At 69.8% G+C, this 23,023-nt stretch carries 21 protein-coding genes and 4 pseudogenes; 16 read left to right on the top strand and 9 right to left on the bottom strand.

The annotated features are described in order from the left end of the window. Window positions 1-3: 3 nt before the first annotated feature. The 4 genes and pseudogenes from ACIP79_RS31300 to ACIP79_RS31285 form a co-directional block, all read right to left on the bottom strand. Window positions 4-669, bottom strand: coding sequence for a GntR family transcriptional regulator (locus ACIP79_RS31300; protein ID WP_401228538.1), 666 nt, complete (start codon window positions 667-669; stop codon window positions 4-6). Window positions 670-904: 235 nt separating this feature from the next. Further along, window positions 905-1,903 carry a type I glyceraldehyde-3-phosphate dehydrogenase gene (gene gap / locus ACIP79_RS31295; protein ID WP_401228536.1) on the bottom strand — a complete coding sequence of 333 codons (999 nt, stop codon included), beginning with the start codon at window positions 1,901-1,903 and terminating at the stop codon, window positions 905-907. A gap of 222 nt (window positions 1,904-2,125) precedes the next feature. Further along, complete coding sequence (locus ACIP79_RS31290; RefSeq protein WP_401228534.1) at window positions 2,126-3,082, bottom strand: GlxA family transcriptional regulator; 957 nt, start codon at window positions 3,080-3,082, stop codon at window positions 2,126-2,128. 30 nt (window positions 3,083-3,112) lie between these two features. Continuing rightward, window positions 3,113-3,586: pseudogene (locus ACIP79_RS31285) on the bottom strand (helix-turn-helix transcriptional regulator); the annotation flags it as partial. Between the two features lies 1 nt (window position 3,587). Between ACIP79_RS31285 and ACIP79_RS31280 the strand changes: the two are divergent. Further along, window positions 3,588-4,106 (top strand): annotated as a pseudogene (locus ACIP79_RS31280) (DNA glycosylase AlkZ-like family protein); the annotation flags it as partial. A gap of 33 nt (window positions 4,107-4,139) precedes the next feature. On the opposite strand, the gene ACIP79_RS31275 reads toward ACIP79_RS31280, so the two are convergent. Further along, on the bottom strand, window positions 4,140-4,631 hold the full coding sequence (locus tag ACIP79_RS31275) for an FBP domain-containing protein (RefSeq protein ID WP_401228532.1): 492 nt from the start codon (window positions 4,629-4,631) through the stop codon (window positions 4,140-4,142). 71 nt (window positions 4,632-4,702) lie between these two features. Between ACIP79_RS31275 and ACIP79_RS31270 the strand changes: the two genes are divergently transcribed. The 3 genes from ACIP79_RS31270 (at window position 4,703) to ACIP79_RS31260 (ending at window position 7,552) form a co-directional block, all read left to right on the top strand. Further along, window positions 4,703-5,275, top strand: coding sequence for a TetR/AcrR family transcriptional regulator (locus tag ACIP79_RS31270; RefSeq protein WP_401228530.1), 573 nt, complete (start codon window positions 4,703-4,705; stop codon window positions 5,273-5,275). Between the two features lie 144 nt (window positions 5,276-5,419). Next, window positions 5,420-6,598 (top strand): GDSL-type esterase/lipase family protein, encoded by a 1,179-nt coding sequence (locus ACIP79_RS31265; protein WP_401228528.1) that lies wholly within the window; start codon window positions 5,420-5,422, stop codon window positions 6,596-6,598. 222 nt (window positions 6,599-6,820) lie between these two features. Next, the gene (locus ACIP79_RS31260; protein ID WP_401228526.1) at window positions 6,821-7,552 is read left to right on the top strand and encodes an SDR family oxidoreductase; all 732 of its coding nucleotides are present in this window, start codon (window positions 6,821-6,823) and stop codon (window positions 7,550-7,552) included. A 129-nt stretch (window positions 7,553-7,681) separates the two neighbouring features. Here ACIP79_RS31260 and ACIP79_RS31255 read toward each other — a convergent pair whose 3' ends face one another. Beyond that, the gene (locus ACIP79_RS31255) at window positions 7,682-8,401 is read right to left on the bottom strand and encodes an alpha/beta fold hydrolase (RefSeq protein WP_401228525.1); all 720 of its coding nucleotides are present in this window, start codon (window positions 8,399-8,401) and stop codon (window positions 7,682-7,684) included. 239 nt (window positions 8,402-8,640) lie between these two features. Between ACIP79_RS31255 and ACIP79_RS31250 the strand changes: the two genes are divergently transcribed. Then, a complete protein-coding gene (locus tag ACIP79_RS31250) occupies window positions 8,641-9,126 on the top strand; it encodes a MarR family winged helix-turn-helix transcriptional regulator (RefSeq protein ID WP_401228523.1) in 486 nt (161 codons plus the stop codon). 105 nt (window positions 9,127-9,231) lie between these two features. Here ACIP79_RS31250 and ACIP79_RS31245 read toward each other — a convergent pair whose 3' ends face one another. Then, window positions 9,232-9,882 carry an FMN-dependent NADH-azoreductase gene (locus ACIP79_RS31245; protein ID WP_401228521.1) on the bottom strand — a complete coding sequence of 217 codons (651 nt, stop codon included), beginning with the start codon at window positions 9,880-9,882 and terminating at the stop codon, window positions 9,232-9,234. Window positions 9,883-10,027: 145 nt separating this feature from the next. On the opposite strand from ACIP79_RS31245, the pseudogene ACIP79_RS31240 reads away from it, so the two are divergent. The 7 genes and pseudogenes from ACIP79_RS31240 to ACIP79_RS31210 all read left to right on the top strand — a co-directional run. Next, a pseudogene (locus ACIP79_RS31240) lies at window positions 10,028-10,687 on the top strand (nitroreductase); the annotation flags it as partial. 283 nt (window positions 10,688-10,970) lie between these two features. Continuing rightward, the gene (locus tag ACIP79_RS31235) at window positions 10,971-12,029 is read left to right on the top strand and encodes a patatin-like phospholipase family protein (RefSeq protein WP_401228519.1); all 1,059 of its coding nucleotides are present in this window, start codon (window positions 10,971-10,973) and stop codon (window positions 12,027-12,029) included. Next, window positions 12,026-13,249, top strand: a complete 1,224-nt coding sequence (locus tag ACIP79_RS31230) for a macrolide family glycosyltransferase (RefSeq protein WP_401228517.1) — start codon at window positions 12,026-12,028, stop codon at window positions 13,247-13,249. Before ACIP79_RS31235 ends, ACIP79_RS31230 begins: the two co-directional genes overlap by 4 nt. A 3-nt stretch (window positions 13,250-13,252) precedes the next feature. Further along, complete coding sequence (locus tag ACIP79_RS31225) at window positions 13,253-13,735, top strand: hypothetical protein (protein ID WP_401228515.1); 483 nt, start codon at window positions 13,253-13,255, stop codon at window positions 13,733-13,735. Continuing rightward, window positions 13,732-14,664, top strand: coding sequence for a hypothetical protein (locus tag ACIP79_RS31220; protein ID WP_401228513.1), 933 nt, complete (start codon window positions 13,732-13,734; stop codon window positions 14,662-14,664). Before ACIP79_RS31225 ends, ACIP79_RS31220 begins: the two co-directional genes overlap by 4 nt. Window positions 14,665-14,743: 79 nt before the next feature. Next, window positions 14,744-14,965: pseudogene (locus ACIP79_RS31215) on the top strand (helix-turn-helix domain-containing protein); the annotation flags it as partial. Window positions 14,966-15,078: 113 nt separating this feature from the next. After that, window positions 15,079-15,672 carry a hypothetical protein gene (locus ACIP79_RS31210; RefSeq protein ID WP_401228511.1) on the top strand — a complete coding sequence of 198 codons (594 nt, stop codon included), beginning with the start codon at window positions 15,079-15,081 and terminating at the stop codon, window positions 15,670-15,672. On the opposite strand, the gene ACIP79_RS31205 is transcribed toward ACIP79_RS31210, so the two are convergent. Continuing rightward, window positions 15,583-16,056, bottom strand: coding sequence for a carboxymuconolactone decarboxylase family protein (locus tag ACIP79_RS31205; protein ID WP_387179649.1), 474 nt, complete (start codon window positions 16,054-16,056; stop codon window positions 15,583-15,585). The genes ACIP79_RS31210 and ACIP79_RS31205 overlap by 90 nt on opposite strands. A 186-nt stretch (window positions 16,057-16,242) precedes the next feature. Here ACIP79_RS31205 and ACIP79_RS31200 point away from each other — a divergent pair, with 186 nt between their 5' ends. Together ACIP79_RS31200 and ACIP79_RS31195 are read left to right on the top strand one after the other, a co-directional pair. After that, window positions 16,243-17,007, top strand: a complete 765-nt coding sequence (locus ACIP79_RS31200) for a class I SAM-dependent methyltransferase (RefSeq protein ID WP_401228509.1) — start codon at window positions 16,243-16,245, stop codon at window positions 17,005-17,007. A gap of 122 nt (window positions 17,008-17,129) precedes the next feature. Beyond that, window positions 17,130-18,026 carry an RNA polymerase sigma-70 factor gene (locus ACIP79_RS31195; protein ID WP_401228507.1) on the top strand — a complete coding sequence of 299 codons (897 nt, stop codon included), beginning with the start codon at window positions 17,130-17,132 and terminating at the stop codon, window positions 18,024-18,026. A gap of 109 nt (window positions 18,027-18,135) precedes the next feature. On the opposite strand, the gene ACIP79_RS31190 is transcribed toward ACIP79_RS31195, so the two are convergent. Continuing rightward, on the bottom strand, window positions 18,136-18,975 hold the full coding sequence (locus ACIP79_RS31190; RefSeq protein ID WP_401228505.1) for an alpha/beta fold hydrolase: 840 nt from the start codon (window positions 18,973-18,975) through the stop codon (window positions 18,136-18,138). A 474-nt stretch (window positions 18,976-19,449) separates the two neighbouring features. Here ACIP79_RS31190 and ACIP79_RS31185 point away from each other — a divergent pair, with 474 nt between their 5' ends. Then, entirely contained in the window at window positions 19,450-21,150 is a 1,701-nt protein-coding gene (locus tag ACIP79_RS31185) for an FAD-binding protein (RefSeq protein WP_401228833.1), read from the top strand. A gap of 203 nt (window positions 21,151-21,353) precedes the next feature. After that, window positions 21,354-22,976, top strand: coding sequence for an alpha/beta hydrolase (locus ACIP79_RS31180; protein ID WP_401228503.1), 1,623 nt, complete (start codon window positions 21,354-21,356; stop codon window positions 22,974-22,976). The last annotated feature ends 47 nt before the right edge of the window (window positions 22,977-23,023 follow it).

Here is a 23,023-nt window from a genome sequence, read left to right as displayed (position 1 = left end):
ATTTCAGCGGCTCCGCCTCGGGGGGAACCTCTTCCTGGCGTCCGTCGTGTGGGCGCGCATGACCTGCTGGGCGCGTGCGTCGTCGCGGTCGGCGATGGCGTCGATCAGCTCGCGATGCTCCACCCAGGCCTGCCGGACGATGGGGGTGTAGTAACGGCGGACCCGCTGCTCGACATGGGCGGCCAGCTCCGCGAGGACCGCGTTCCCCGCCAGCTCCATGACGCAGGCGTGGAACGTGGCATTGGCGATCACCACCGCGTCCACGTCGTCGGCGGCGACCGCGGCCTCGCCCCTCTCGCACAGCTCGTCCAGCCGCTCAAGTCCCTCGGCCGAGGATCCGGTTGCGGCCAGCCGAGCCGCCTCGGTCTCCAACAGGACCCGGACGACGAAGAGTTGATCGGTCTCGTCGCCGGTCGGCTCATGGATGAAGGCGCCTTGGGCGGGGCGGAGGTCCACCCACCCTTCGGTGTTCAGCCGTTGCAGCGCTTCTCGTACGGGCTGCCGGGAAACCCCGAGATTGCTCGCGAGTTCGCTCTCCACCAGGTGCTGGCCCGGGTGCAGCGCGCGTGAACTGATCAGCTCCAGCAGGGCGTCGTACACCTGCTCACGCAGCGATCCCGGGCGCTCCAGCCGGGGTACGGATCCGTGCGGCAGCTCGTTGAACAGCATCTCGCCCTCCGATTGCCTCTGTCGACTTCCTCAATCTATGGGCCTCGTGCGGAGTTCGGGAGAGTCGGGAGAGTACCGAGCGAGCTGTTCACGTCGACCGAGCTGACCGAGCTGACCGATGTGTGCTCCCCGATCGGGGGTGAGCGCTGCCCGCACGGGTCCGCCCGCGGAGTGCGTCGCGACCGGTCGGACACGCGGCGCACTCCTGGTCCTCAACAGGTGGGCAGACTCCGGTTCAACGGGCCGCGAGGAGTTCCAGCGTGTCGATCACGCGGTTCGAGAAGCCCCACTCGTTGTCGTACCAGGCGACCACCTTGACGTGCCGGCCGTCGACCCGGGTGAGGGCCGAGTCGAAGATCGATGAGGCCGGGTTGCCGGTGATGTCGGAGGACACGAGCGGGAAGTCGGAGTACTCGAGGACGCCGGCGAGCGGCCCATCCGCCGCCGCCTTGTAAGCCGCCAGCACCTCGTCGCGCGTCACGTCACGGGCGACGGTCGTGTTGAGCTCGACGATGGAGCCCACCGGAACCGGCACGCGGATCGAGTCGCCCGACAGTTTGCCGGCCAGGTTCGGCAGCACGAGGCCGATCGCCTTGGCGGCGCCCGTCGTGGTCGGAACGATATTGACGGCGGCGGCACGCGCGCGCCGAGCGTCGCGGTGCGGACCGTCCAGCAGGTTCTGCTCCTGCGTGTAGGCGTGCACGGTCGTCATGAAGCCGTGCTCGATCCCGGCGAGTTCGTCGAGCACCGCGGCAAGCGGAGCGAGCGCGTTGGTCGTGCAGGAGGCGTTCGAGACGATCGTGTGCAGCGCCGGGTCGTACGTGTCGCTGTTGACCCCGAACGCCAGCGTGACGTCGGCGCCGTCCGACGGGGCGCTGACCAGTACCCTCTTCGCGCCCGCGTCGAGGTGCGCGCGGGCGGCCTTGGCCGACGTGAAGCGGCCGGTCGATTCGAGGACGATGTCGACACCGAGCTCGGCCCACGGCAACCGTGCCGGTTCGCGCTCGGCGAGCACCTTGATGCGGTGGCCGTCGACGACCAGGGCGTCCTCGTCCGCGGTCACCGGGCGACCGAGCCGGCCGGCCGTCGTGTCGAAGGCGAGCAGGCGCGCGAGGGCGGCGGGCTCCGTGAGGTCGTTGACGGCGACTACCTCAAGGCCGCTGTCGCGTTCGAGCAGTGCGCGCAGCACGTTGCGTCCGATGCGGCCGAATCCATTGATGGCGATGCGAGTCATAAGTGGTGTCCCTTCGGTTCGCCACCAAGGCTCGCTCGCACACCGAGCCGGTGACAGTGGCGGGATCGCCACGGTTCGAAAGGATCGCGCCAGGTGCGGCGGCGGGGTTACTCGGGATGAGTGTGAAGGTGCGCCAGCACTGGGGCGGCGTGGTTTCCCCTGGCCAACTCGCGCGCGGGCGAAGGTACGCCGGTGCTCCCTCGACACGGAACCGCCGCGGGCCTACTCGCCGGGCGCGAAGGTGCGCCGGTACTCGCTGGGCGTGGTGCCGAGGATGCGCTGGAAGTGCAGCCGCAGATTCGCCCCGGTGCCCAGGCCCACGTCGGTGGCGATCTGTTCGACGGCGCGCTGTGAGCGTTCGAGCAGCTCGCGGGCCATGTCGATACGGGCTCGCATGACCCACTGCATGGGCGTGTACCCGGTCTCCTCGACGAAGCGCCGCGAGAAGGTGCGCGGCGAGACCGCCGCCTGCCGGGCGAGTATGTCGAGGGTGAGGGGCTCGTCGAGCCGGTGCAGCGCCCACTCCCGGGTGTCGGCGAAACGCTCGCCGAGCGGCTCGGGCACGCTGCGCGGCACGTACTGCGCCTGACCGCCGCTGCGGTAGGGGGCGGCGACCAGCCGCCGGGCCGCGTGGTTCGACGCGGCCACCCCGAGGTCGCCGCGCAGAATGTGCAGGCACAGGTCGATGCCCGAGGCTGCTCCGGCCGACGTGAGCACGCTGCCCTCGTCGACGAACAGAACGTTCTCGTCGACCTGGACGAGCGGATGCTTCGCCATCAGCGACCGCGTGTAGTGCCAGTGCGTCGTGGCACGCCTGCCGTCGAGCAGCCCCGTCGCGGCGAGCGCGAAGGCTCCCGTCGAGATGGCGGCGAGCCGCGCGCCCCGGTCGTGGGCGGCGATCAGCGCGTCGACGACGGCCCGCGGCGGATCCTCACGGTCCGGCAGCCGAAAACCGGGGATGAAGACGATGTCGGCCCACGCGAGCGTGTCGAGACCATGGGCGACGTGGTACGAAAGCCCGTCGCCACCGGTGACGAGTCCGGGCGCCGCGCCGCACAGTCGCACCTCGTACGGCATGCTCCCGCGCGTGGTGAACACCTGCGCGGGAATTCCGACGTCGAGCGGCTTGGCACCCTCGAGCACGAGAACGGCGACGCGGCGCAGGCGGGAAGCTGACACCGGGACAGGGTACGCAGACGGCGCACCAGGTCAGGGCCGGGACATCGGCGGTTCGTTCCCTGCCCGGGGCTGGTAGGGCGGCAGCGCGTCGGTCGCGGCCTTCGCGTAGCGGCGTGCGAGGTGGGCGAAGGCGTCCTTGAGTTCGGGTGGGCCGACGACTTCGATGTCGGCGTCGTACCTGCCGATGGTGGCTGCCAGTCCGTGCCATGACCACGAGCCCAGGATGAGCCGACAACGGTCCGGGCCGAGTTCCTCGACGATACCGTCGCGGGTGTGGCGCAGGACGGTGGAGGCGGGCAGGCCGAGGATCACCTCGCCGCGGCAGGGCCAGTCGCCGGAGCCGTCGGAACCGTCGGAACCGCGGAATCTGGCGGCGACGAAGGCGGCCACATCGCCTCCGGGCAGCTCGCGCGGGGTGAATCGGGGCCTTGTCGGGACGCGCGGGACTGTCCGGTCGGATCGGAAGGTGCGCCAGTCCTCGCGGTCGAGGTCCCAGGCGAGGAGGTCGCTGGTACGCCGCTATCTGGCCGCGTTCGGCCCCGCGGCCTCGGCCGACCTGCGCGCCTGGTGCGGCCTCGCCGGGTTGCCGGCCGCGGTCTCCGCCGTACGCGGTGAGCTGGTCACCTTTCGCGACTCGCGCGGCCGTGAACTGCTCGACCTGCCCGACGCGCCACGCCCCGACCCCGCCACGCCCGCCCCGGTTCGGTTCCTGCCTGCGTTCGACAACGTGATCCTTGGCTACCACGACCGCGGCAGAATCATCGACGACGCCCATCGCGGCCTGTCCGTCGCGGGTGCCCGCGTCGTGCTGGTGGACGGCCGGGTCGGCGCGATGTGGAGCGTCGACGCGGGCACCGTGCTCGTCACCCCGCTGCGCGGCCTCTCCCGAGCCGAGCGCGACGCCGTCACCGAGGAGGGTCACGGACTGGCGTGCTTCCTCTCCGATGACGAGAGCGGCAGCAACAACGGCCGCGCCGGCGACCGCGACAGCGACCGCGTACGGATCAGCGCGTTTCCCAATTGAGCGTCCAGGGAGCCCCGCGCGTGGGCGGATGGTTCACGCGGTGACCTTGGCGATGAACGCGGCCAGGTTCACGACGGTCCGTCGGATCTTCTCCTCCAGGGTGAGCGACTCGTGGAGCCGCGCGCCGGCGCCCGCGTCCTTCTTGCCCCGGACGTACAGCGGGCAGGCGAGGTCGCTGCATATGTAGGCGCCCACGGAGTTGCCCTGCTGCCCGGCCTTGCCCGCCTTCGCGGCGACCATCAGGGAGACGCCCCCGGTGTGGGTGGTCGTGCACATCGAGCACATGCTGCGTCGCGTCTGCCAGGAACTGGCGTCGGGGCAGCGCATCGCGAGCGCGACGGTGCGGCCGTCGAGCTCGGTGGCGAGGTAGGCGCGGCTGGGGGCCTGCGGGTCTCGCCAGCCGAGGAAGTCCAGGTCGTCCCAGGGCCGTTCGGCCAGGTCACGGGGGACGGACAGACGCTTCGCCTCGCCCTTGGTGCAGTTGACGAACGCGCTGCGGATCTCTTGCTCGGTCAGTGGTTCCATGAGCGGCAGGCTAATTTGCCTAAAGCCATTAGGCAAATGCATAATAGCTATCGCCGTACAGGAGGAACGTTATGGTTCGAGCAGGGCTGACCCCCGAGCGTCTGACCCGGGCGGGGGCCGAACTGGCCGACGAGGTCGGTTTCGACCAGGTGACCGTCTCGGCACTCGCCCGGCGGTTCGACGTCAAGGTCGCGAGTCTGTACTCGCACCTGAAGAACTCCCAGGACCTCAAGACCAGGATCGCCCTGTTCGCCTTGGAGGAGCTGGCCGACCGGGTCGCTGCCGCCCTGGCCGGGCGAGCCGGCAAGGACGCGCTGACCGCCTTCGCGGACGCCTACCGCGACTACGCCCACGAGCACCCCGGCCGCTACGACGCCGCCCGACTCAGACTCGACCCCGAGACGGCTGCCGCGAGCGCCGGGGTGCGGCACTCACAGATGACGCGGGCGATCCTGCGCGGCTACGACCTGACAGAGCCGGACCAGACGCACGCGGTCCGGATGCTGGGCAGCGTCTTCCACGGCTACGTCAGCCTGGAGATGGCCGGAGGCTTCAGCCACACCGCCGTCGACTCGCAGGAATCCTGGGCCTGGACCGTGGAGTCCCTCGACGTCCTGCTGCGCAACCGGGCGACGACGTCCTGACGCACGGCCGCGACCGCATCGCCCGACGGCGGTCCACCGCACCACGCGCGCCATCCATCACGCCCCACACGGCATCGCACCCGGCACTCCGCGCGGCCGCCCCCCGAACCATCCGCGATTCACGATCGACGACGAACTGGGACGATGAACACTCAGCACGGCTGGATCACCACACCTGTCACCGCGAGCCTCCTGCGCGGCTTCCTCGACCTCGAACCGACCGCGCACGGCCTGCTGCCGCACCGCCTGCCCCTTCGCGCTCGCCAGCAGTTCCCCGACGGCCAACTGGCCCTGACCGAGACCCAACCCTCAGGCGTACGCCTCGCGTTCCGCACCCGGGCCACCGTGATCGAACTGGACGCGCTGCCCACCAAGCGGGTGTACCAAGGCTTCCCGGCCCCGGCGGACGGCGTGTACGACCTGCTGGTCGACGGCAGACTGACGGCCCAGGCCACTGTCTCCGGCGGTAACGTCCGCACGATTACCGACCTGGTCACGCAGGCCTCCGAACTGCGTGAAGGCCCGGCGGGCACCGCCCGGTTCAGCGATCTGCCGGCGGGCGACAAGGACGTCGAGATCTGGCTGCCGCACATGGAGATCACCGAGTTGATCGCCCTGCGCACCGACGCCCCGGTGGAGCCGGCGCCGGACAACGGGCGCAAGGTGTGGCTGCATCACGGCAGTTCCATCAGTCACGGCTCGAACGCCACGCACCCGACCGCCATTTGGCCGGCGCTGGCCGCGGCCCTCGGCGGGGTGGAGCTGGTCAACCTCGGGTTCGGCGGCAGCGCGCTGCTCGACCCGTTCACCGCGCGCGCGATGAGGGACGCCCGAGCGGACCTGATCAGCGTCAAGATCGGCATCAATGTCGTCAACGGCGACGTGATGCGCCTGCGCGCCTTCTCCCCCGCCGTCCACGGCTTCCTGGACACCATCCGTGAGGGACACCCGACCACACCACTGCTGGTCGTCTCCCCCATCCTGTGTCCGGTCCAGGAGGACACCCCCGGCCCCCTCGCGCCCGACCTCGCCGAGGGAGCCCTGCGGTTCAAGGCCACGGGCGACCCCGCCGAGGTCGCCGCCGGGCGCCTGACGCTCAACGTCATCCGCGAGGAACTGGCCCGGATCGTCGGACAGCGGACGGCCGACGACAAGAACCTGCACTACCTCGACGGCCGTGACCTGTACGGCGAGGAGGACTACGCGGAACTGCCGCTGCCCGACGAGGTCCACCCCGATCCCGCGGGGCATCGCCGCATCGGCGAGAACTTCGGACGGCTCGTGTTCGGCGAGGGCGGCGCGTTCGCCACCAAGTCGGGCTGAGGACAGGGCGGTTACGCCTGCTCGTTGGGCCCCTTGAACCCAGGTTGCTTCCGCGTACCACCGTCCACCGGGCGTCGCCGGCGAACACCCGTCGGCAGGCATCCACCCCCGGCCCGACCTCGCAGGTAACGGCCGGCACAGATCTGGCCTAGAGTTGCCATAGCACACAAAAGGAACTAAATAGAATTATTGGATACCGCCATTCGAAGGAAGGCGAACCCCATGAAGTGCGCAGTCATCGGCGGCACCGGGCTGATCGGGTCACAGGTCGTGGCGAACCTCAACGCGGCCGGCCATCAGGCGGTACCCCACTCCCCGTCCTCAGGCGTGGACATCATCACGGGCCAGGGACTGGACGCGGCCGTCACCGGCACCGACGTCGTCATCAACCTGGCGAACTCGCCGACTTTCGACGCCGCTTCGATCGCCTTCTTCCAGACTTCGATGGACAACCTTGTCGCCGCGAGCGAGAAAGGCGGCGTCGGACACTTCGTCGTCCTCTCGATCGTGGGCGTGGACGAAGTTCCCGATCTGGACTACTACCGGGCGAAGGTGCTCCAGGAGAACATCCTCAGCGCCGGGCCGATCCCGTACTCGATCGTTCGCGCCACGCAGTTCATGGAGTTCATGGACAGGACCCTCGCGATGACCACGGACGGTGACACCATCCGCCTGCCGCGCACGCCGATCCAGCCGATCGCCGCCGCGGAGGTGGCCCGGATCGTCGCCGAGGTCGCCGTCGGCAGCCCTCTGAACGGGATCCTCAACATCGCGGGTCCTGACGTCTATCCCCTGGACGAGATCGGCCGGCTCACGCTGTCCGCCAAGGGTGACCAGCGGTCGGTCATCACCGACGACGCCGCGGGCATGTTCGCCGCGGTTCCTGGCGACGTCCTCACCGCCCCCGAGAACGCCCGCATCGCCCCCGTCCGGTACACCGACTGGCTCTCCTGACTCTGCGCGACCATCGAGTGCGGAGCCCTTCGTCCCGACGAGGCGGCGATGGCGCGGGCGACCGGCCGCCCCGCTCGGAGGGTCCGCCCGATGAGCCGCGCTCGGCAGCGCGGCCCATCGGTTCGGCGTTCAGGCGGTGGCCTGTGCCGCCTCGTTGATCAGGCGCGCGACGTCCACGGGGTGAGAGACGCCGACCGCATGGGAAGCGGCGACCGCGATCGAGGTCGCCTTGGCGCGCTCGGCCATGAAGGTCTGCGTCCGCGGCGGGATGTTCAGGTCCTCCGTAGCCACGAGAACCCAGGACGGGATCTCTTTCCACGCCGCGGCGGAGGCGGCTTCGGCGAGGGCGGCGTTGGTCACGGGACGCTGGGTCGCGGCCATGACCGTCGCCGTCTCCTCGGGAACGTCGGCGGCGAACTGGTGGTGGAACCTGCTCTTCTCGATGTAGAGGTCCACGGTCCGGCTTCCGTCGGACAGGGTCACCGGCACCGGCCGGAGCGCCTCGCCGAGGGTGCTGCCGGGGAACCTGCCCGCGAGATCCAGCGCGCTCTCGCCCTCGTCCGGCATGAACGCGGCGACGAAGACGAGGGCCTTGACGTTGTCGAGCCCCTTCGCGGCGTTGCTGACGACGGCACCCCCGTAGGAATGGCCGACGAGGACGACGGGGCCCTCGACGGAGGCCACGACCTGCTTGACGTACTCGGAGTCGCTCGTCAGTCCGCGCAGCGGATTGGCTGCCGCCAGCACGGGATAGTCGTACGACTGGAGCCTTTCCACGACGCCGTTCCAGCTGGAGGAGTCGGCGAACGCGCCGTGCACGAGGACGACGGTCGGCTTCTGTCCACTCATGTCGAGAACCTTTCATTGGACCGCGTATGGCTACGCATCCGGCGATATCAGCCCTATTGAGCCGTTTTGTCACTATGACCGAGCCGGGCGGCTGGTTGTGACAAGAGACGGGAGGAGCCCGCGCGTCGACTTTCGGGGCCGAGGCCCCGCAGGCGGGATGGCCGACGCGACGCGTCACCCGGTCCACTGATTTCAAGCGATACCGTATCGAATGAGAAGGTGGCTGATAATCTTCCCTCATGCCCTCCGACGTACCGAACCCAGTCGCAACCTCGCGTGCGACCGATCGCCCCGGGGACACCTCGCCGTTCGCTGTGGGTCTGCTGCTGCGCCGGGCCCACTGGCGCGCGGCCGCGGTGATGACGGAGGCCTTGCGGCCACTCGGTATCGAGCTGCGGCATTTCGCGGTGCTGATCGTGCTGGCCGACCGCGGCGCCACGATGCAGCGGGACCTGGCAGTGGCGACAGGAACGGACAAGGCCGGCGTGATGCGGGTGGTCGACGACCTCGAACGCAAGGGACTGGCCGTACGCAAGGCCGTTCCTGGGGACCGCCGGGCGAAGGCCGTGGAGATCACTCCCGAGGGCATCGAGCTCTTCGACGCGGCCCATGTGGCGGCGACCCCGATGGCCGAACGCCTGGTCGCCCGACTGGGGTCCGACGAGACCGAGAAGCTGACGGATCTGCTGACGCGATTCGCCGACTCCACCGACGGCGAAGGGTAAGCGCACCCGCGAACCAGCCCTCCGCGAGCAACCCCGAGAAGGCACGGTCGGCAGGACGCCGCGTGACGTCCCCTCTGGGCGGCACACGGCGTCTCCGGCCCCGGACTACGCGGCGAGGCGCTCGGCGAGTTCCTTGGCCCTGGTGATCGCATCCGCGAAGGCGCGCTCACGAGAGGCCTCGAACAGGGGGATCAGTTCGGACATGGCCGGGTTTCGGGGGGCCATGGTGAATTCCGGAACGATGAAATGCGGGTCCAGGCCGAGGGAGCCATTCAGGACCGCAGTCAGGTAGTTCTGTACGAACTCGTAGCCCTCGCGGGGAGCACCCGGCGCGTAGGAACCGCCCCGGCTGGCGACGACCGTGACCGGCGCACCCTGGACGGAGGGGGTGCCGCCGGTGGTGCGGCCGGGCAGGATCACGTTGTCCAGCCACGCCTTGAGGGTCGACGGGATCCCGTAGTTGTACATCGGGGCGCCGATCAGAATGGCGTCCGCCCGCTCCAGTTCCTCGATGAGCCGTACCCGTACCGCGAACGCTGCGGACTGTTCCGGCGTGCGCTCGGACGGGGCGGCGAAACCGCCGGTGTGGGCGTCGGCGGTGATGTGCGGGACCGGGTCGGCGGCGAGGTCGCGGTAGATCACCACGCCCTCCGGGTGCTGTTCCTCCCATGCCCTGCGGAAGGCGTCCGCGACCGACCGGGACGAGGACATTTCGCCGGGGAACACGGACGAGTCGATGTGCAGCAGTGTGGCCATGGACTTCCTCCAAGAGGCGCCCCCGGGACGGGGGCCGGGGGCTGGAATATGCGTCAGGGGTAGTTGCGCTGCGCGATAGTATTGAACGAGACTATCGCGAACGCAACTAAAGCTGAGTCGTCGAACAGATGGGAGGTAGGCGATCTTGGACGCCTATGAGGCGGTCGCCGGCCGGCGGGCAGTGCGCGGATTCACCGGGCAGCAGGTCCCGACGGAGGTACTGGAACGCGTGCTGTCCGCCGCGGCCCGCTCACCGTCCGCCTCGAACCTCCAGCCGTGGCACGTCTACGTGCTGACCGGCGCCCCGCTGGCCGCACTCAAGAAGCGCGCCGGTGAGCGCCTGGCCGCGGGCGAGCCGTGGGACGAGCCGGAGTACGAGCAGTACCCGCGCGAGCTCAAGTCCCCCTACCGGGAGCGCCGATCCGACTTCGGAGAGCGGCTCTACGGCACGCTCGGCATTCCGCGTGAGGACGTGGAGGCGCGGCAGCGGGCCGCTTCCGGGAACTGGGACTGCTTCGGCGCACCCGCCGCCCTGTTCTGCTACATCGACCGCGACCTGGGCCCGGCCCAGTGGTCCGACGTCGGCATGTATCTGCAGACGGTCATGCTGCTGCTCCGAGCCGAAGGGCTGCACAGTTGCACGCAGATGGCTTGGGCGAAGTACCACCGGTCCGTCGCGGAGGTCGTGTCGCCCCCGGCCGAGCTCCTCCTCTTCTGCGGCATGTCCATCGGATTCGAAGACGTCACGGTGGGTCACACCCGCACCGGCCGGGCGCCGCTCGAAGAGACGGTCACCTTCGTCGACCGGGTCGACGCCGCAGGCCGAGTTCACGCCACCACGGGCTCGGCGACAGCCTCCCCCGCCCCGCGGCTTCGCGGCGCGGCAATCGGCACGGCCTGTCCCGCCGGGCGCCGCACACCTCCGGACCGGCTCGGGCGAGGCATCGTCGCGAGACTCGGGGACGCCTTCGATCGTCGTGTCCACCGACTGGTGAAACACGTCCATCGGCTGATGTCACAGATCGGGCTGCCACCCGGACGCTTTTAGGAAGCCGATCCGATTTCCACGGGTGGTGAGGACGTTGATCATGAAGTTTGCCGACGGCCGGAGACCGGCCGCGTGGGTTCGCCCGGACATCAGCAGGGGCGGTCCGACGAGCGGTCCGGACATGCACCGGGCCCTCGCGGGTCATCGGGGCGTCCCTCCCCTCTCAGCGAGCGGACCGCCCGAGGACCCCACGTCCGGACTGCGCGGTCTCCCCCGTCCCGTGGCCGCGGTGGTGGGCGCCGGTGGCGTGCTCGGAGCAGCCCATGTCGGTGTCGGACGCGCGCTGGAACAGCGCGGCTTCGTACCGGACATGATCATCGGCACTTCGGTGGGTGCCCTCACCGGGGCCATCGCGGCCGCGCATCCGGACAGGGCCGCGCCATGGCTGGACGACCTGTGGACCCGCTTGAGTCGTCGCGAGGTGTATCCACTGGGTTACCTGTCCTCCCGGGCCAGTATCTTCACCGACCGTGGTCTGCGCCGCCTGATCAGCCGAGCCTGGCTGCCCTCCCGGATCGAACAGTTGGCGGTCCCGTTCACCGCGGTGGCCATGGACCTGGTGACCGGCGCTCCGGCACTGCTCGACCACGGAGACCTCGAGTCCGCGCTACTGGCCAGTGCCGCCGTTCCCGGGATCCTCCCTCCGGTGGACAGGGAGGGCAGGACGCTCGTCGACGGCGGGGTGATCGCCTACGTTCCCGTGCTGGCCGCTCTGCAGGCCGGGGCAGCCAGCGTGGTGGTGCTGTCGACCGGTCCGGAGGGCTCGCCTTTGAGCCCGGACGTCCCGCGCCGCCGGGCCGGCGCGATCGCCGCCAGGGCCGGGCTGCTGTTTGTACGCCACCAGATCGAGCGTGACCTGCAGGAGGCCGCCCGGCACATTCCGACCGTCGTACTGCCCACAGGTGTCGACGCCTGGCCCGCGCCGTGGGACTTCGGCCACTCCCAGCGGCTGATCAGTACCGCCTGCCGTACCGCCGGGAGCTTTCTCAACGGGCTGGGTGTCAGCGGCCCGGGGCTGTACCGGGCCGACGATCCGGCGGTGACCCTGACCGGCCCGGGCGCGACCTCGCAACCCTCAGTACCGGGAGTCGCCCTGTGAGTACCGTCGCGTTCCTCAACATCGCCATGCACGGGCGCGTCAACCCGACGCTGCCGCTCGTCGCCGAGCTTGTCCGGCGCGGGCACTCCGTCAGCTACCACACGTCGCCCGCGTTCCGCGAGGAAGTCGCGGCTGCCGGCGCGAGGGTCTGGCTGTATCCCGGGGGCGATCAACCGCTCCCCGATCCGCCGACGCCGGTCACGCTGCTGGAAGGGCTCGCGAGTACAGCCGTACGCCTGCTGCCTCCGGTGCTCGCCGACCTGAGCGGCATCCGGCCCGATCTGATCGTTCACGACAACGCCTGCCTGTGGGGCGCGGTCGCCGCCCGCGAACTCAAGGTGCCGGCGGCGTCGTCCTTCACCACCTTCGCCTTCAACCGGCAGGTGCCCAGCCCCACTCGCGGCTCGTGGGACCTACTGGCCGCGGCAGCGACTCGACCGGGCAGTCTTAAGGGCTACCTACGGTCGCGTCGGGAGCTTCGCCGGCGCTTCGACACGAACGGGCTGCCCTTGTTCGACCTGGGGAACATCCGCCAGCCGCTCAACCTGGTCTACACCTCGCGGGAATTCCAGCCTGCCGTCGAGAGCTTCGGTCACTCCTACCGATTCGTGGGACCGAGCATCGGCGCCCGGCCCGCCGACCCGTCGTTCCGGGCCGACCGGCTGAAGGACCCGGTGCTCTACGCGTCCTTGGGCACGGTGTTCAACGCCAACCCCCGGTTGCTGCGCGGTTTCGCCTCCGGGCTCGCCCCGCTGGGCGGCTCTGTCGTCATCTCCACCGGGCAGACCGATCCCGACGCGCTGGGTGCGTTGCCCGCCAACGTGGTGGCCCGCCGTTTCGTCCCGCAACCGGAAGTGCTGGCACGCGCGGCGCTGTTCATCACCCACGGCGGAATGAACAGCGTCAACGAGGCCATGTACGCCGGGGTCCCGATGCTGGTGGTCCCCCAGGGCGCCGACCAGCCGATGGTTGCCCGTCGCGTCGTGGAACTCGGCGCCGGCCTGTCGATCCGCACCCAGGACGTCACCGGGAACTCCGTCCGAGTCCTCGCCAGGCGGCTGCTCGACGACCCCCGGTTCCGGACGGCGGTGTCGGCCCTGCGGGTCGCGCAGGTCGAGGCAGGTGGTTATCGGCGCGCCGCCGACGAATGCGAACGGTACCTACAGATGGCCGGCTCGGTCCGTCGGGCATCGCCCGCCGATCACTCGCGGCGGGGTTGAGCGATGGCACTCGTCGTCCTGCTGCTGCTCGCGGGAGTGTCGGAGGCCGCCGGTCGCATCCTGCCTCTGGCGGTACGCCGCCCCGGTATGTCCCGGACTCGGGTGGCCGGGTTGCTCTGTGCCGGTGGCCTCGTCGAGGGCGCCGTGTTCGCGTTGTGGCCGCTGACCGCGTGGACCTTGGCCGAGCTCATCCTGTCCTCTCCACCCAGGGGGCCGGGGTTGGTGTGGACACCGGAGCTGCTCGCCCCGCTCCTGCTCTCCGCCGTCCTCGCTTTCCCGCTGCTCGGGCCCCTCCTGCACCTCCTGCTCTTCGTCGGAGTCGGCGCCGGTCTGGTCGGCCCGCTCGCCGCGGCGACCGACCTGGGCTGGTGGGGCGCCGCCGGGTGCGTCGCCCTCGCCGGGGCCGGACTCGGCGTGACCGTGGAGGCCGTTCGGCGTCTGGTCGTACGGATCAGCGCTGTCGAGGCACGGGAGCCGAGCCCATGAACGACTTCGTGCTCTGGGTCTTCGCCATCGGACCGGCCCTCCTCGCCGAAGCGCTGCTGGCCCGCTACGAGGTGTTGGCCTACGGCGCCGGCTGGCGCCGCCCGGTCGACGAGCTCCCGGAGGGCGTGCCCTACGCCCGGGGTGCGAGCCCTGGCACACCCCCGGACGCCTACCTCGTCTACCTGGACGGCATCGGCAAACGCCGTGTGCGCGACAGTCGGGACGGCGGCCAGCTGGTCAAGGCACTGATCTCGCGAGCGCCCGAACTGCGGGTGCTGGGCCAGGTACAGCCCTACTCACCGCTTGCCGACCCGCTCGCCGACCGCCCCGTGTGGGCGTGGCTGCGCCGCCGCATCGCGCTGCTGCTGTTCCTGCACAACGTCATGCAGATCTTCGTCGCCGCCGACCACCGGTACCGCCCCTTGTACAACCGGGCCGTCGGCTCCCAGATTTCCACGCAACTCCAGCTAGCCGGCTATCAACCGGGCAGCGGTATCCCGGTGGTGCTGCTCAGCTACAGCGGCGGCGCCCAGGTGGCCGGCGGCGCTGTCGACGAACTGCACGCCCAACTGCCCGCCCCTCTCCTGCTGATCACGCTCGGCGGGTTCCACAACGGCGCCAACGACCTCACCCGTGCCGAGCACCTGCATCGACTGACCAGTGCGGGCGACCGGATCGAACGTGTCGGCACCTGGCTCTTTCCGCAACGCTGGCCGCTCTTCAGAGGCAGCGCGTGGAACCGGGCCGAGCGCGCCGGAAAGGTCACGGTGCACCGGCTCGACCCGGCCACCCACGTCGGGCCGCGCAGTTACATCAGTACGACGGCTCGGTTGCCCGACGGCCGTAGTCATCTCGACCGCACCGCCGACACCGTCGTCGCGATCATCCGAGCCCGCCACGAGGCCGGCGTCGCGCCGGATCGCCCGTAACCGTCAAGGGCTCGGTTCACGATGTCTCGTGCCGGGGCCTTCACCACAACGTCGCCGACTCGGGCATTCCGGAGGCAGGATGAGCAATCACGTCGAGAACCCGGCCGCTGACGGGAGTCGGCCCGCACGGGGCAGAGGCCGTCGACCCGGGGAGGGTGGGACGAGAACCCGGATCCTCGCGGCCGCGCTGCAACTCTTCGCCGCCAAGGGCTACTCGGGCGCCACCATGCGCAAGGTCGCCGAACAGGCGGAAGTGGACCCGGCGTTGATCCACCACTTCTTCGACAGCAAGGACGGTCTCTTTCAGGCGGCCGTCTCCTCGCGGGTCGAGATATCCAGCATCTTCGACTCCCTCACCGAGGAGGAGGCGGCGAACGGCGTACTGATGAGCCGGGGCGAGAAAATCGTCCGGACGTGTTCCTCTCCCGCTGGGAGGACGAGTCGACCCGACCGGCACTCGTCGCCGCCTTCAGGGCCGGCCTGGCGGACGAGGCGGACGCCCACGTGTCCCGCGACCACATCCAGGCTTCCTTCGTCTCCTGCCTGAGCCGGATCGTCCCCACGGAGACCGAACGGACACCCGAGTTCGCCTCCCTGGTCCGCGCACAGCTGACCGGCCTCGTCCTGCTGCGCTACGTCCTCCCCGTGGAGCCACTCGCCTCCCAGGACTTCGGGGAACTGCTGAAGTCGGTCGCCCTCGCCGTCGATTGCCTCCTCGACCGGCCGCCGGACCAGACGCGGGCACTCAGGACCGGGCGTCCGGTCACGCCGCGGCCCCCAGAGGCGATGTCACCTCTGGGGGCCGCGATTCGGCCTGGTCGGCGCTGTCGGCGAAGGCCGGGCGATGTCCGGCGAGGGCGGACGTCGGCTCAGCTGAACATGCCGGGTCGTCTCAACCGAACATGCCGGGACGTCGGCTCAGCCGAACATGCCCGGCTTGTAATCACCCGCGGGCTGCTGGTTGATGACGTTGATGCGGTTGTACGCGTTGATGATCGCGACCAGTGAGATCAGTGCGGCGAGCTGGTCCTCGTCGAAGTGCTTCGCGGCGTTCGCCCAGACGTCGTCCGGGACACCGCCCGCCGCGTCCGCGATGCGGGTGCCCTGCTCGGCTATCTCCAGGGCGGCGCGCTCCGCGTCGGTGAAGACCTTGGCCTCGCGCCAGACCGCCACCAGATTCAGACGATCCTGCGTCTCACCCGCGGCGGTGGCGTCCTTGGTGTGCATGTCCGTGCAGAAACCGCAGCCGTTGATCTGACTGGCGCGGATCTTCACCAGTTCCTGGGTCGCGAGCGGCAGGGTCGAGTCGGCCACCACCTTGTTGGCGGAGTTGAGGTGCTTCATGACCTTGCCGGCCAGAGCGTTGCCGAAGTAATTGACGCGGGAATCCATGAGGGGATCTCCTCGGTGTAAGGACAGTTACACCGTACTGACCAGGGACATCCGGCTGCCGTGACAACAGCGGACCGTGACCTCCGTCTCTCCCCCCTCCGGTTCCCCCGTGCCCCGGCGGGCACCGAGTGGGATCCTGATGCTGACATCGGGAACAAAGGTTACTTATCGACTGTGATGGTCCCTATGCAACCAGTCATATCGAGAGCACGGCTCGATCGGGCACAGAGCGACGACGGCTACACGGTCAGCGCCGAGTTCTACGACATCCTCCAGGCCCGGCAGGACGAGACGCGGGTCCGTGACCTCTACGGCCGCGATGTCGCCGGCGCGTGCCTGGGGGTTCTCGACATCGGCGCCGGCACCGGACGCGTCACGATGATGAGCCTGGCCCGGTCCGGCGTACGCGTACACGCGGTCGAGCCCGCACGGGCGATGCGCGCGCCGCTGATGACCCGCCTGTCGGCACTGCCTGCCGCCCGGCTGGCACGGGTCACCGTGCACCCTCGGCCCCTCGACGAGGCGGAACTGCGGAAGGTCGCGGACGTGGCCGTCTGCCACAACATGATCGCCTGCCTCGCACCCGCCGACCGGCGTGCTCTGTGGCCGGCTGTCGCCCGCGCACTCGTTCCCGGCGGCTCCCTGCTCCTGGATCTCCCGCCCGCCCGGCTCCCCAGGAGGGAGATCGTCCGGTTCTATCCCGAGCAGCGCGTCGGAGCGCACGTGTACGGAGGGCGTCTGATCATGGCAGCCGACAGGTCGCGGATCCGGGCCCGTTTCGAGTACTGGGTGCGGGAGAGGCAGCGGGTGCTGCGGGAGCACACGGAGACGTTCTGGATGTGGCCGGCGAGCCGGGCCGAGCTGACGGGCGCCCTCGCGGAGCACGGGTTCGCGCCGATGCCCGGCCGCGACGACCCGGCGGTCCTGGCGATGACCCTGACCGCCCGGTAGATCGGTCCCGCGACAGCGGATCGCGCGTACAAACACCAGGCCGGGGACCGTGTGGGAGCTTGGGCCGCAGAAGCGTGCTCACCGGAACGGTTGTAATATTGGCCGTGCTGAGAGGGATGACCATGCGCGCTGAGGACGACACCGGTTCGCTCGCGATCGCGACGCGGGAGTTCATGGACGCGCGTCCACAACTCTTCGGTGTCGCCTATCGCGTGCTCGGCAGTTCCGCGGAGGCCGAGGACATTGTCCAGGAAGCCTGGCTGCGGTGGCAGGACACCGACCGGCAGGGCATCGTCGAGCCCACGGCCTTCCTGACGACGGTCGCCACCCGGCTCGCGATCAACGTGGCAAAGTCAGCCCGGGTGCGGCGGGAGGCCTACGTGGGCTCATGGCTGCCCGAGCCCGTGGATACCAGCCGGGACCCGAACGTGGGCGCCGAACGGGCCGAAGCTGTCGAGCTGGCGGTTCTCCTTGTTCTGGAGAAACTCAACCCGGTGGAGCGGGCCGCCTACGTCCTGCGCGAGGCGTTCGACTATCCCTACCCGCAGATCGCACAGATTCTGGACACCAGTGAGGCCAACGCCCGCCAGCTGGTGAGCCGCTCACGCAAACACCTGGCCGCCGAACGCAAGGAGTCCGTCAGCCGGGCTGAACACCGGCGCCTGCTGGAGGTGTTCCTCACCGCGGCAAGGACGGGTGATCTGGCCACGCTCGAGAAAGTTCTCGCCGAGGACGTCATCAGCTACTCCGACGGCGGCGGCGTACGCGGGGCCTCGAAAATCCCGGTCGTGGGACGTCAGCACGTGGCCCACTATCTCAAAGCGTTCGCCCCGCGATTCTGGCCCGGGTCTGACATCAGCTGGGTCGAGGCGAATGGTCGCCCCGCCGTATTGGTCACCTTCGGCGGCGACGCGGCCGCTCTGCTGTGTCTCGACGTGTCACCACAGGGCGTCGAGCGGATCATGTGGGTGATGAACCCGGTCAAGCTGGCTCCCTACGTCACCTCACTGGCCGCGTGAACTCCCCCTCGGTGAGAGGCAGTCGGCAGGACAGTTGACTGCGCACAGGGGTGCGGACGGCGGGGCGGGGACGTCACACCGCCCCGGCGTCCGCGGGGGAATCGTGGTCTCAGCGGACCGTTCGGGCCGCGTCCACGATGATCTCGGTGACCTTGTCCGGCCGGGAGACGTGCACGGCGTGTGAGGCCTTCACCTCGACCGTGTGGGCACCGGCCCGCTCGGCCATGAAGGCCTGAGCCTTCGGGGGGATGTTGAGGTCCTGGGTGGCCACCAGGTCCCAGGTCGGGATGGTCTTCCAGGCCGGCTCGGAGGACTTCTCCGCCAAGGCGGCTTCGGTCACCGGCCGTTGGGCGACCGCCATGAGCTCGGCCGTGTCGCGGGAGACGTCCGCCGCGAACTGGCTCCCGAACTTACCCTCCTGGATGTAGAGATCGGCACCCCTGCTGCCATCGGGGTTGGTCACCGGGACCGGGTGCAGAGCCTGGCCGAGAGTGCTGCCGGGGAACCTGGCCGCCAGGTCGAGCGCGCTCTCACCCTTCTCCGGGACGAAGGCGGCGACGTAGACAAGTGCCTTGACGTTCTTGTTGCCGGTCGCGGCGTTACTGATGACCGCGCCGCCGTAGGAGTGTCCGGCGAGAACGACGGGACCCTTGATGCCGGCCAGGACGTCCTTGAGGTAGGCGGAGTCGCTGCTCAGGCCGCGCAGCGGGTTGGCCGCGGCCACCACCGGATACCCCTCGTGCTTGAGCTTCTTGACGACACCGTTCCAACCGCTGGAGTCGGCGAACGCTCCGTGGACAAGGACGACGGTGGGTTTGGCGTGCGAGGTCGTGCGCTGGTCGGCGCTCGCCGGGGCTGCCGAGGTGGCCATGAGAGCGGCGGCGACGCCACCGGCGGCCAGGAGGGCGAGCGGGGTGCGGGAACGACGGTTGTAGATGCGTGTGTTCATGACTGCGCCTTTCGAGGCGATGGGTCGACCAGGTCCGATGACGGATCGACGATGAGGGGGCGCGGCGCTCACCCCCACATTGGCGGGGTGACCGGGCCGATCGTTCGGCTCGCGGCGAATGAACGCTCGCTCCAGGCCATCTGACAGGCGACCCGTCGCGAATGTGACACTCCCCGGAGACAAATCTTCGTCGTACGGAGAATTCGGCGGCCCATTGCGGAAGAGCGGCGGACTCACAGGGGAAGCGTGAATGTGCGGTGGGTCACGAATACTTTCCGGAAGCGGAAGACAATTACGGCGACAGGCCGCTGTGCGGTCGGCCGTCCGCGGCGCCGGAACTGCGTGGGAATGGACACGCTGAGACAATGGAAGCCATTGGCCTGGTGTCACAAACAGCAAGATCAACCGGTCGTACCGATGACGACTCAACTGATCGGAGCGAACGTGGCTATCACCGAACGACGTCTGTCCACCATGGTGTTGGTGATCGGCACGGGCGGAGCGGGACTACGGGCGGCAATCGAACTGGCCGAGGCAGGCATGGACGTTCTTGCCGTCGGCAAGCGCCCCAAGGACGACGCGCACACCGCCCTGGCGGCCGGAGGCATCAACGCGGCCCTGGCCACCATGGACCCCGAGGACAGCTGGCAACAGCACGCCGCGGACACTCTCAAGGAGAGCTACCTCCTCGCCGACCCGCGCACCGTCGAGATCGTCACCCAGGGCGCCGCTCTGGGCATCGACGACCTGGAGCGCTACGGCATGGCCTTCGCCCGGGAGGAGGACGGCCGCATATCCCAGCGTTTTTTCGGCGCGCACAAGTTCCGGCGCACCGCTTTCGCAGGTGACTACACCGGTCTGGAAATCCAGCGCACGCTTGTCAGACGGGCGAGCCAGTTGCGCATCCCGGTTCTCGACAGCATCTACATAACGCGACTGCTGGTCCACGACGGTGCGATTTTCGGGGCCTACGGATTCGATCTCGATGACGGAACGCGCTACCTCATCCACGCCGACGCAGTCATTCTCGCGGCGGGCGGCCATACCCGAATCTGGCGGCGGACGTCCTCGCGGCGCGACGAGAACACCGGGGACTCGTTCCGGTTGGCGGTGGAGGCCGGAGCCCGCTTGCGTGATCCGGAACTGGTGCAGTTCCACCCCTCCGGAATCATCGAGCCCGAGAACGCCGCCGGCACCCTCGTCAGTGAGGCGGCCCGTGGCGAGGGCGGCATCCTGCGCAACGCGCTCGGGGAGCGGTTCATGAACCGCTACGACCCCGAGCGCATGGAACTGTCCACGCGTGACCGCGTGGCCCTCGCCTCCTACACGGAGATCAAGGAAGGCCGTGGCACGCCCAAGGGTGGCGTGTGGCTCGACGTCTCCCACCTGCCGCGACAGACGATCATGAGCCGGCTGCCCAGGGTCTATCAGACGCTTCTGGACCTCCAGATGCTGGACATCACCCGTGAACCGATCGAGATCGCGCCGACCGCGCACTACTCGATGGGCGGTGTGTGGGTCAGGCCGGAGGACCACAGCACCGACGTGCGCGGCCTGTTCGCCATCGGCGAGGCCTCCAGCGGTCTGCACGGCGCCAACCGACTCGGCGGCAACAGCCTCATCGAACTGCTGGTCTACGGCCGTATCACGGGCCAGGCGGCAGCCGCGTACTCCCAGGGACTGACCTCGCAGCCGCGCTCGGCCGCGGCGCTGGACGAGGCGAGGATCGAGATCGACGGCCTGCTGGCCGCGGACGGCCCGGAGAACGTGCGTGCCCTTCAGCGCGCCGTCCGCAACACCATGACCGAGCACGCGGGCGTCGTCCGCCACGAGGAAGGACTGCGCGCCGGTCTGGCGGAGCTGGCCGAGATCGACGAGCGCATGGCGAACGTCGGGGTCCACCCCGACATCGCCGGTTTCCAGGATCTCGCCCACGCCTTCGACCTGAAGTCCGCCGCCCTCGCCGCCCGGGCCACGCTCGAAGCGGCGATCGAGCGCCGGGAGACCCGTGGCTGCCACAACCGGAGCGACTACCCGGACATGGATCCCGCCCTGCGGGTGAACCTCGTCTGGTCCGCGACGACGGGTATCACCCACGAAGGCATCGCCCCTGTACCGGAGGACATCACCGCCGCCATGGAGGAAGTGTCCACCGAAGGGAAGCTCGTGGAGTGACTCGCCAGCTGTCGGCCGTTCGTCGCGTCCGGGCGGCTCCGAGTGTCGGTCGGACGCGGAGAGGCCCTCCAGGACCAGTCCGCGCGACCTGGTCGAAGGCGTGGGCGGGCCGGTGGGCCGAGGGATACATCGGGGGATATCCCCACCCGGTTCCGGGGCCTTGCCGGAGTGTGCACGGTCTGCCGCCGCCCTAGCGTTCGGGCATGTCAGCCTCAACTACCCGACGTAGCAAGGCGTTCACGGCGGTCGCGTCGTTCACGGCGGTGCTCGCCGCCACCGCGACGGCAACCACCGCCGCCCCCGCCAACGCCTCCGCCTCCGCGACCGACACCACCCCTGCCCCTACCACCGCCACCGCCACCGCCACCGCCACCACCGAATCGAACCCACTCGCCCGCTTACACAACCAGCGAATCCACTGGCACACCTGCGCCCTCGGCCCCGACGACGAGACCGGCCGGGCGCTGGACGTCGCCGGCGCCGACTGCGCCGGCATCACCGTGCCGCTCGACTACAGCGATCCCGGCGGCCGCACCATCACCGTCGCCATCTCCCGGCTGAAGGCCACCGACACCGTCCACCGGGTCGGACCGCTGCTGCTCAACGACGGCGGACCCGCGGGCCCCAGTCTCCACATGCCGGTGACCAAGTCGAAGGTGATGGGTGAGGTCGCCGGCCGCTACGACCTGATCGGCATGGATCCGCGCTTCGTCGGTCGCAGCACCCCGCTGGACTGCGGCTGGGACCTCGGCTCGGCCCTCGTCCGGTCTGCGGGCGCCGACCTGGCGGGGTACCGCGAGGAGGTCGCCATCGCGCGCGACCTGGCCGAGCGGTGCGAGCGCGCCCACGGCGGCGTGCTGCCGTACGTCACCACCCGCAACACCGCCCGCGACATGGACGTCGTCCGTGCCGCCCTCGGTGAGGACACCCTCTCCTATCTCGGCTACTCCTACGGCAGTTACCTCGGCGAGGTCTACACCCAGCTCTTCCCCGGCCGCACCGACCGCGTGGTGCTCGACAGCGTCAATCCGCCGGAGCGCTACAGCCACACCCTGTTGCGGGGCGCCGAGGCGGCCAACGAGGCGGCCCTGCGCGCGTGGGCGGGGTGGGCCGCCGCACGGCACGGCACCTACGGGCTGGGCGACACGCGCGGCCAGGTCCTGGCGACGGTCGAGCACATCCTCGACGCCGCGGCGGAGAAGCCGCTGAGGATCGGGGACGCCTACCGGCTGGACGAGCACGTGCTCCCCGCTCTCTTCATCGGGGGGCTCGGCAGCGACCTCGCCGAGCGGCGCGCCGATCTGGCCGGGACCGTACGCCTCCTGGCGCGCGCCGCGGACCGGAAGCCGGTCGAGCCGACCGCGGCGCTCGCCGGACAGCTCGAGTTCCTGCTGACCGGGGCGGGTTCGGCCGCCACCAGTCAGATGACCGCGATCATCTGCGGCGACGTGGCCGACCGGCGGGGCGTCGGCAGTTACTGGCGGGAGGTCGAACGGTCCCGCGAGCGGTTCCCCCTCGCCGGGCCGCTGGCCAACAACATCACCCCCTGCGAGTTCTGGGACCGGCCCGCCGAGGCGCCGACCGTGCTCGACAACGACGTCCCAGCCCTGCTCGTCGCCGCCACCGGCGACCCGCGCACCGTCTACGCCGGCGCCCAGGCCATGCGGGAGAAGTGGCCGAGCTCCCGGCTGCTCACCCTGAAGGGCGCCCGCCAGCACGGCCTGTACGGCGAGTACGGCAACGCCTGCGTCGACGGGCGCGTCAACGCGTACCTGCGTACGGGGCGGCTCCCCGCGCACGACCTGGCCTGCGCGGTACAACCCTGACGAAGGACGAAGGACGAAGGACGAAGGACGACGGACGACGGACGGCG

The organism is Streptomyces sp. NPDC088747, assembly GCF_044751025.1.
Taxonomy (GTDB): domain Bacteria; phylum Actinomycetota; class Actinomycetes; order Streptomycetales; family Streptomycetaceae; genus Streptomyces.
The sequence above is the reverse complement of the archived record's forward strand: the minus strand, read 5'-3'. Positions and strand labels throughout refer to the sequence as shown.

Bases quoted from the DNA above. Each gene is read 5' to 3' on its own strand.
- ACIP79_RS31300 (WP_401228538.1), bottom strand. From the start codon at position 669: ATGCTGTTCAACGAGCTGCCGCACGGATCCGTACCCCGGCTGGAGCGC.
- gap (WP_401228536.1), bottom strand. From the start codon at position 1,903: ATGACTCGCATCGCCATCAATGGATTCGGCCGCATCGGACGCAACGTG.
- ACIP79_RS31275 (WP_401228532.1), bottom strand. From the start codon at position 4,631: ATGGAACCACTGACCGAGCAAGAGATCCGCAGCGCGTTCGTCAACTGC.
- ACIP79_RS31270 (WP_401228530.1), top strand. From the start codon at position 4,703: ATGGTTCGAGCAGGGCTGACCCCCGAGCGTCTGACCCGGGCGGGGGCC.
- ACIP79_RS31265 (WP_401228528.1), top strand. From the start codon at position 5,420: ATGAACACTCAGCACGGCTGGATCACCACACCTGTCACCGCGAGCCTC.
- ACIP79_RS31260 (WP_401228526.1), top strand. From the start codon at position 6,821: ATGAAGTGCGCAGTCATCGGCGGCACCGGGCTGATCGGGTCACAGGTC.
- ACIP79_RS31255 (WP_401228525.1), bottom strand. From the start codon at position 8,401: ATGAGTGGACAGAAGCCGACCGTCGTCCTCGTGCACGGCGCGTTCGCC.
- ACIP79_RS31250 (WP_401228523.1), top strand. From the start codon at position 8,641: ATGCCCTCCGACGTACCGAACCCAGTCGCAACCTCGCGTGCGACCGAT.
- ACIP79_RS31245 (WP_401228521.1), bottom strand. From the start codon at position 9,882: ATGGCCACACTGCTGCACATCGACTCGTCCGTGTTCCCCGGCGAAATG.
- ACIP79_RS31235 (WP_401228519.1), top strand. From the start codon at position 10,971: ATGAAGTTTGCCGACGGCCGGAGACCGGCCGCGTGGGTTCGCCCGGAC.
- ACIP79_RS31225 (WP_401228515.1), top strand. From the start codon at position 13,253: ATGGCACTCGTCGTCCTGCTGCTGCTCGCGGGAGTGTCGGAGGCCGCC.
- ACIP79_RS31220 (WP_401228513.1), top strand. From the start codon at position 13,732: ATGAACGACTTCGTGCTCTGGGTCTTCGCCATCGGACCGGCCCTCCTC.
- ACIP79_RS31205 (WP_387179649.1), bottom strand. From the start codon at position 16,056: ATGGATTCCCGCGTCAATTACTTCGGCAACGCTCTGGCCGGCAAGGTC.
- ACIP79_RS31200 (WP_401228509.1), top strand. From the start codon at position 16,243: ATGCAACCAGTCATATCGAGAGCACGGCTCGATCGGGCACAGAGCGAC.
- ACIP79_RS31195 (WP_401228507.1), top strand. From the start codon at position 17,130: ATGCGCGCTGAGGACGACACCGGTTCGCTCGCGATCGCGACGCGGGAG.
- ACIP79_RS31190 (WP_401228505.1), bottom strand. From the start codon at position 18,975: ATGAACACACGCATCTACAACCGTCGTTCCCGCACCCCGCTCGCCCTC.
- ACIP79_RS31185 (WP_401228833.1), top strand. From the start codon at position 19,450: ATGGTGTTGGTGATCGGCACGGGCGGAGCGGGACTACGGGCGGCAATC.
- ACIP79_RS31180 (WP_401228503.1), top strand. From the start codon at position 21,354: ATGTCAGCCTCAACTACCCGACGTAGCAAGGCGTTCACGGCGGTCGCG.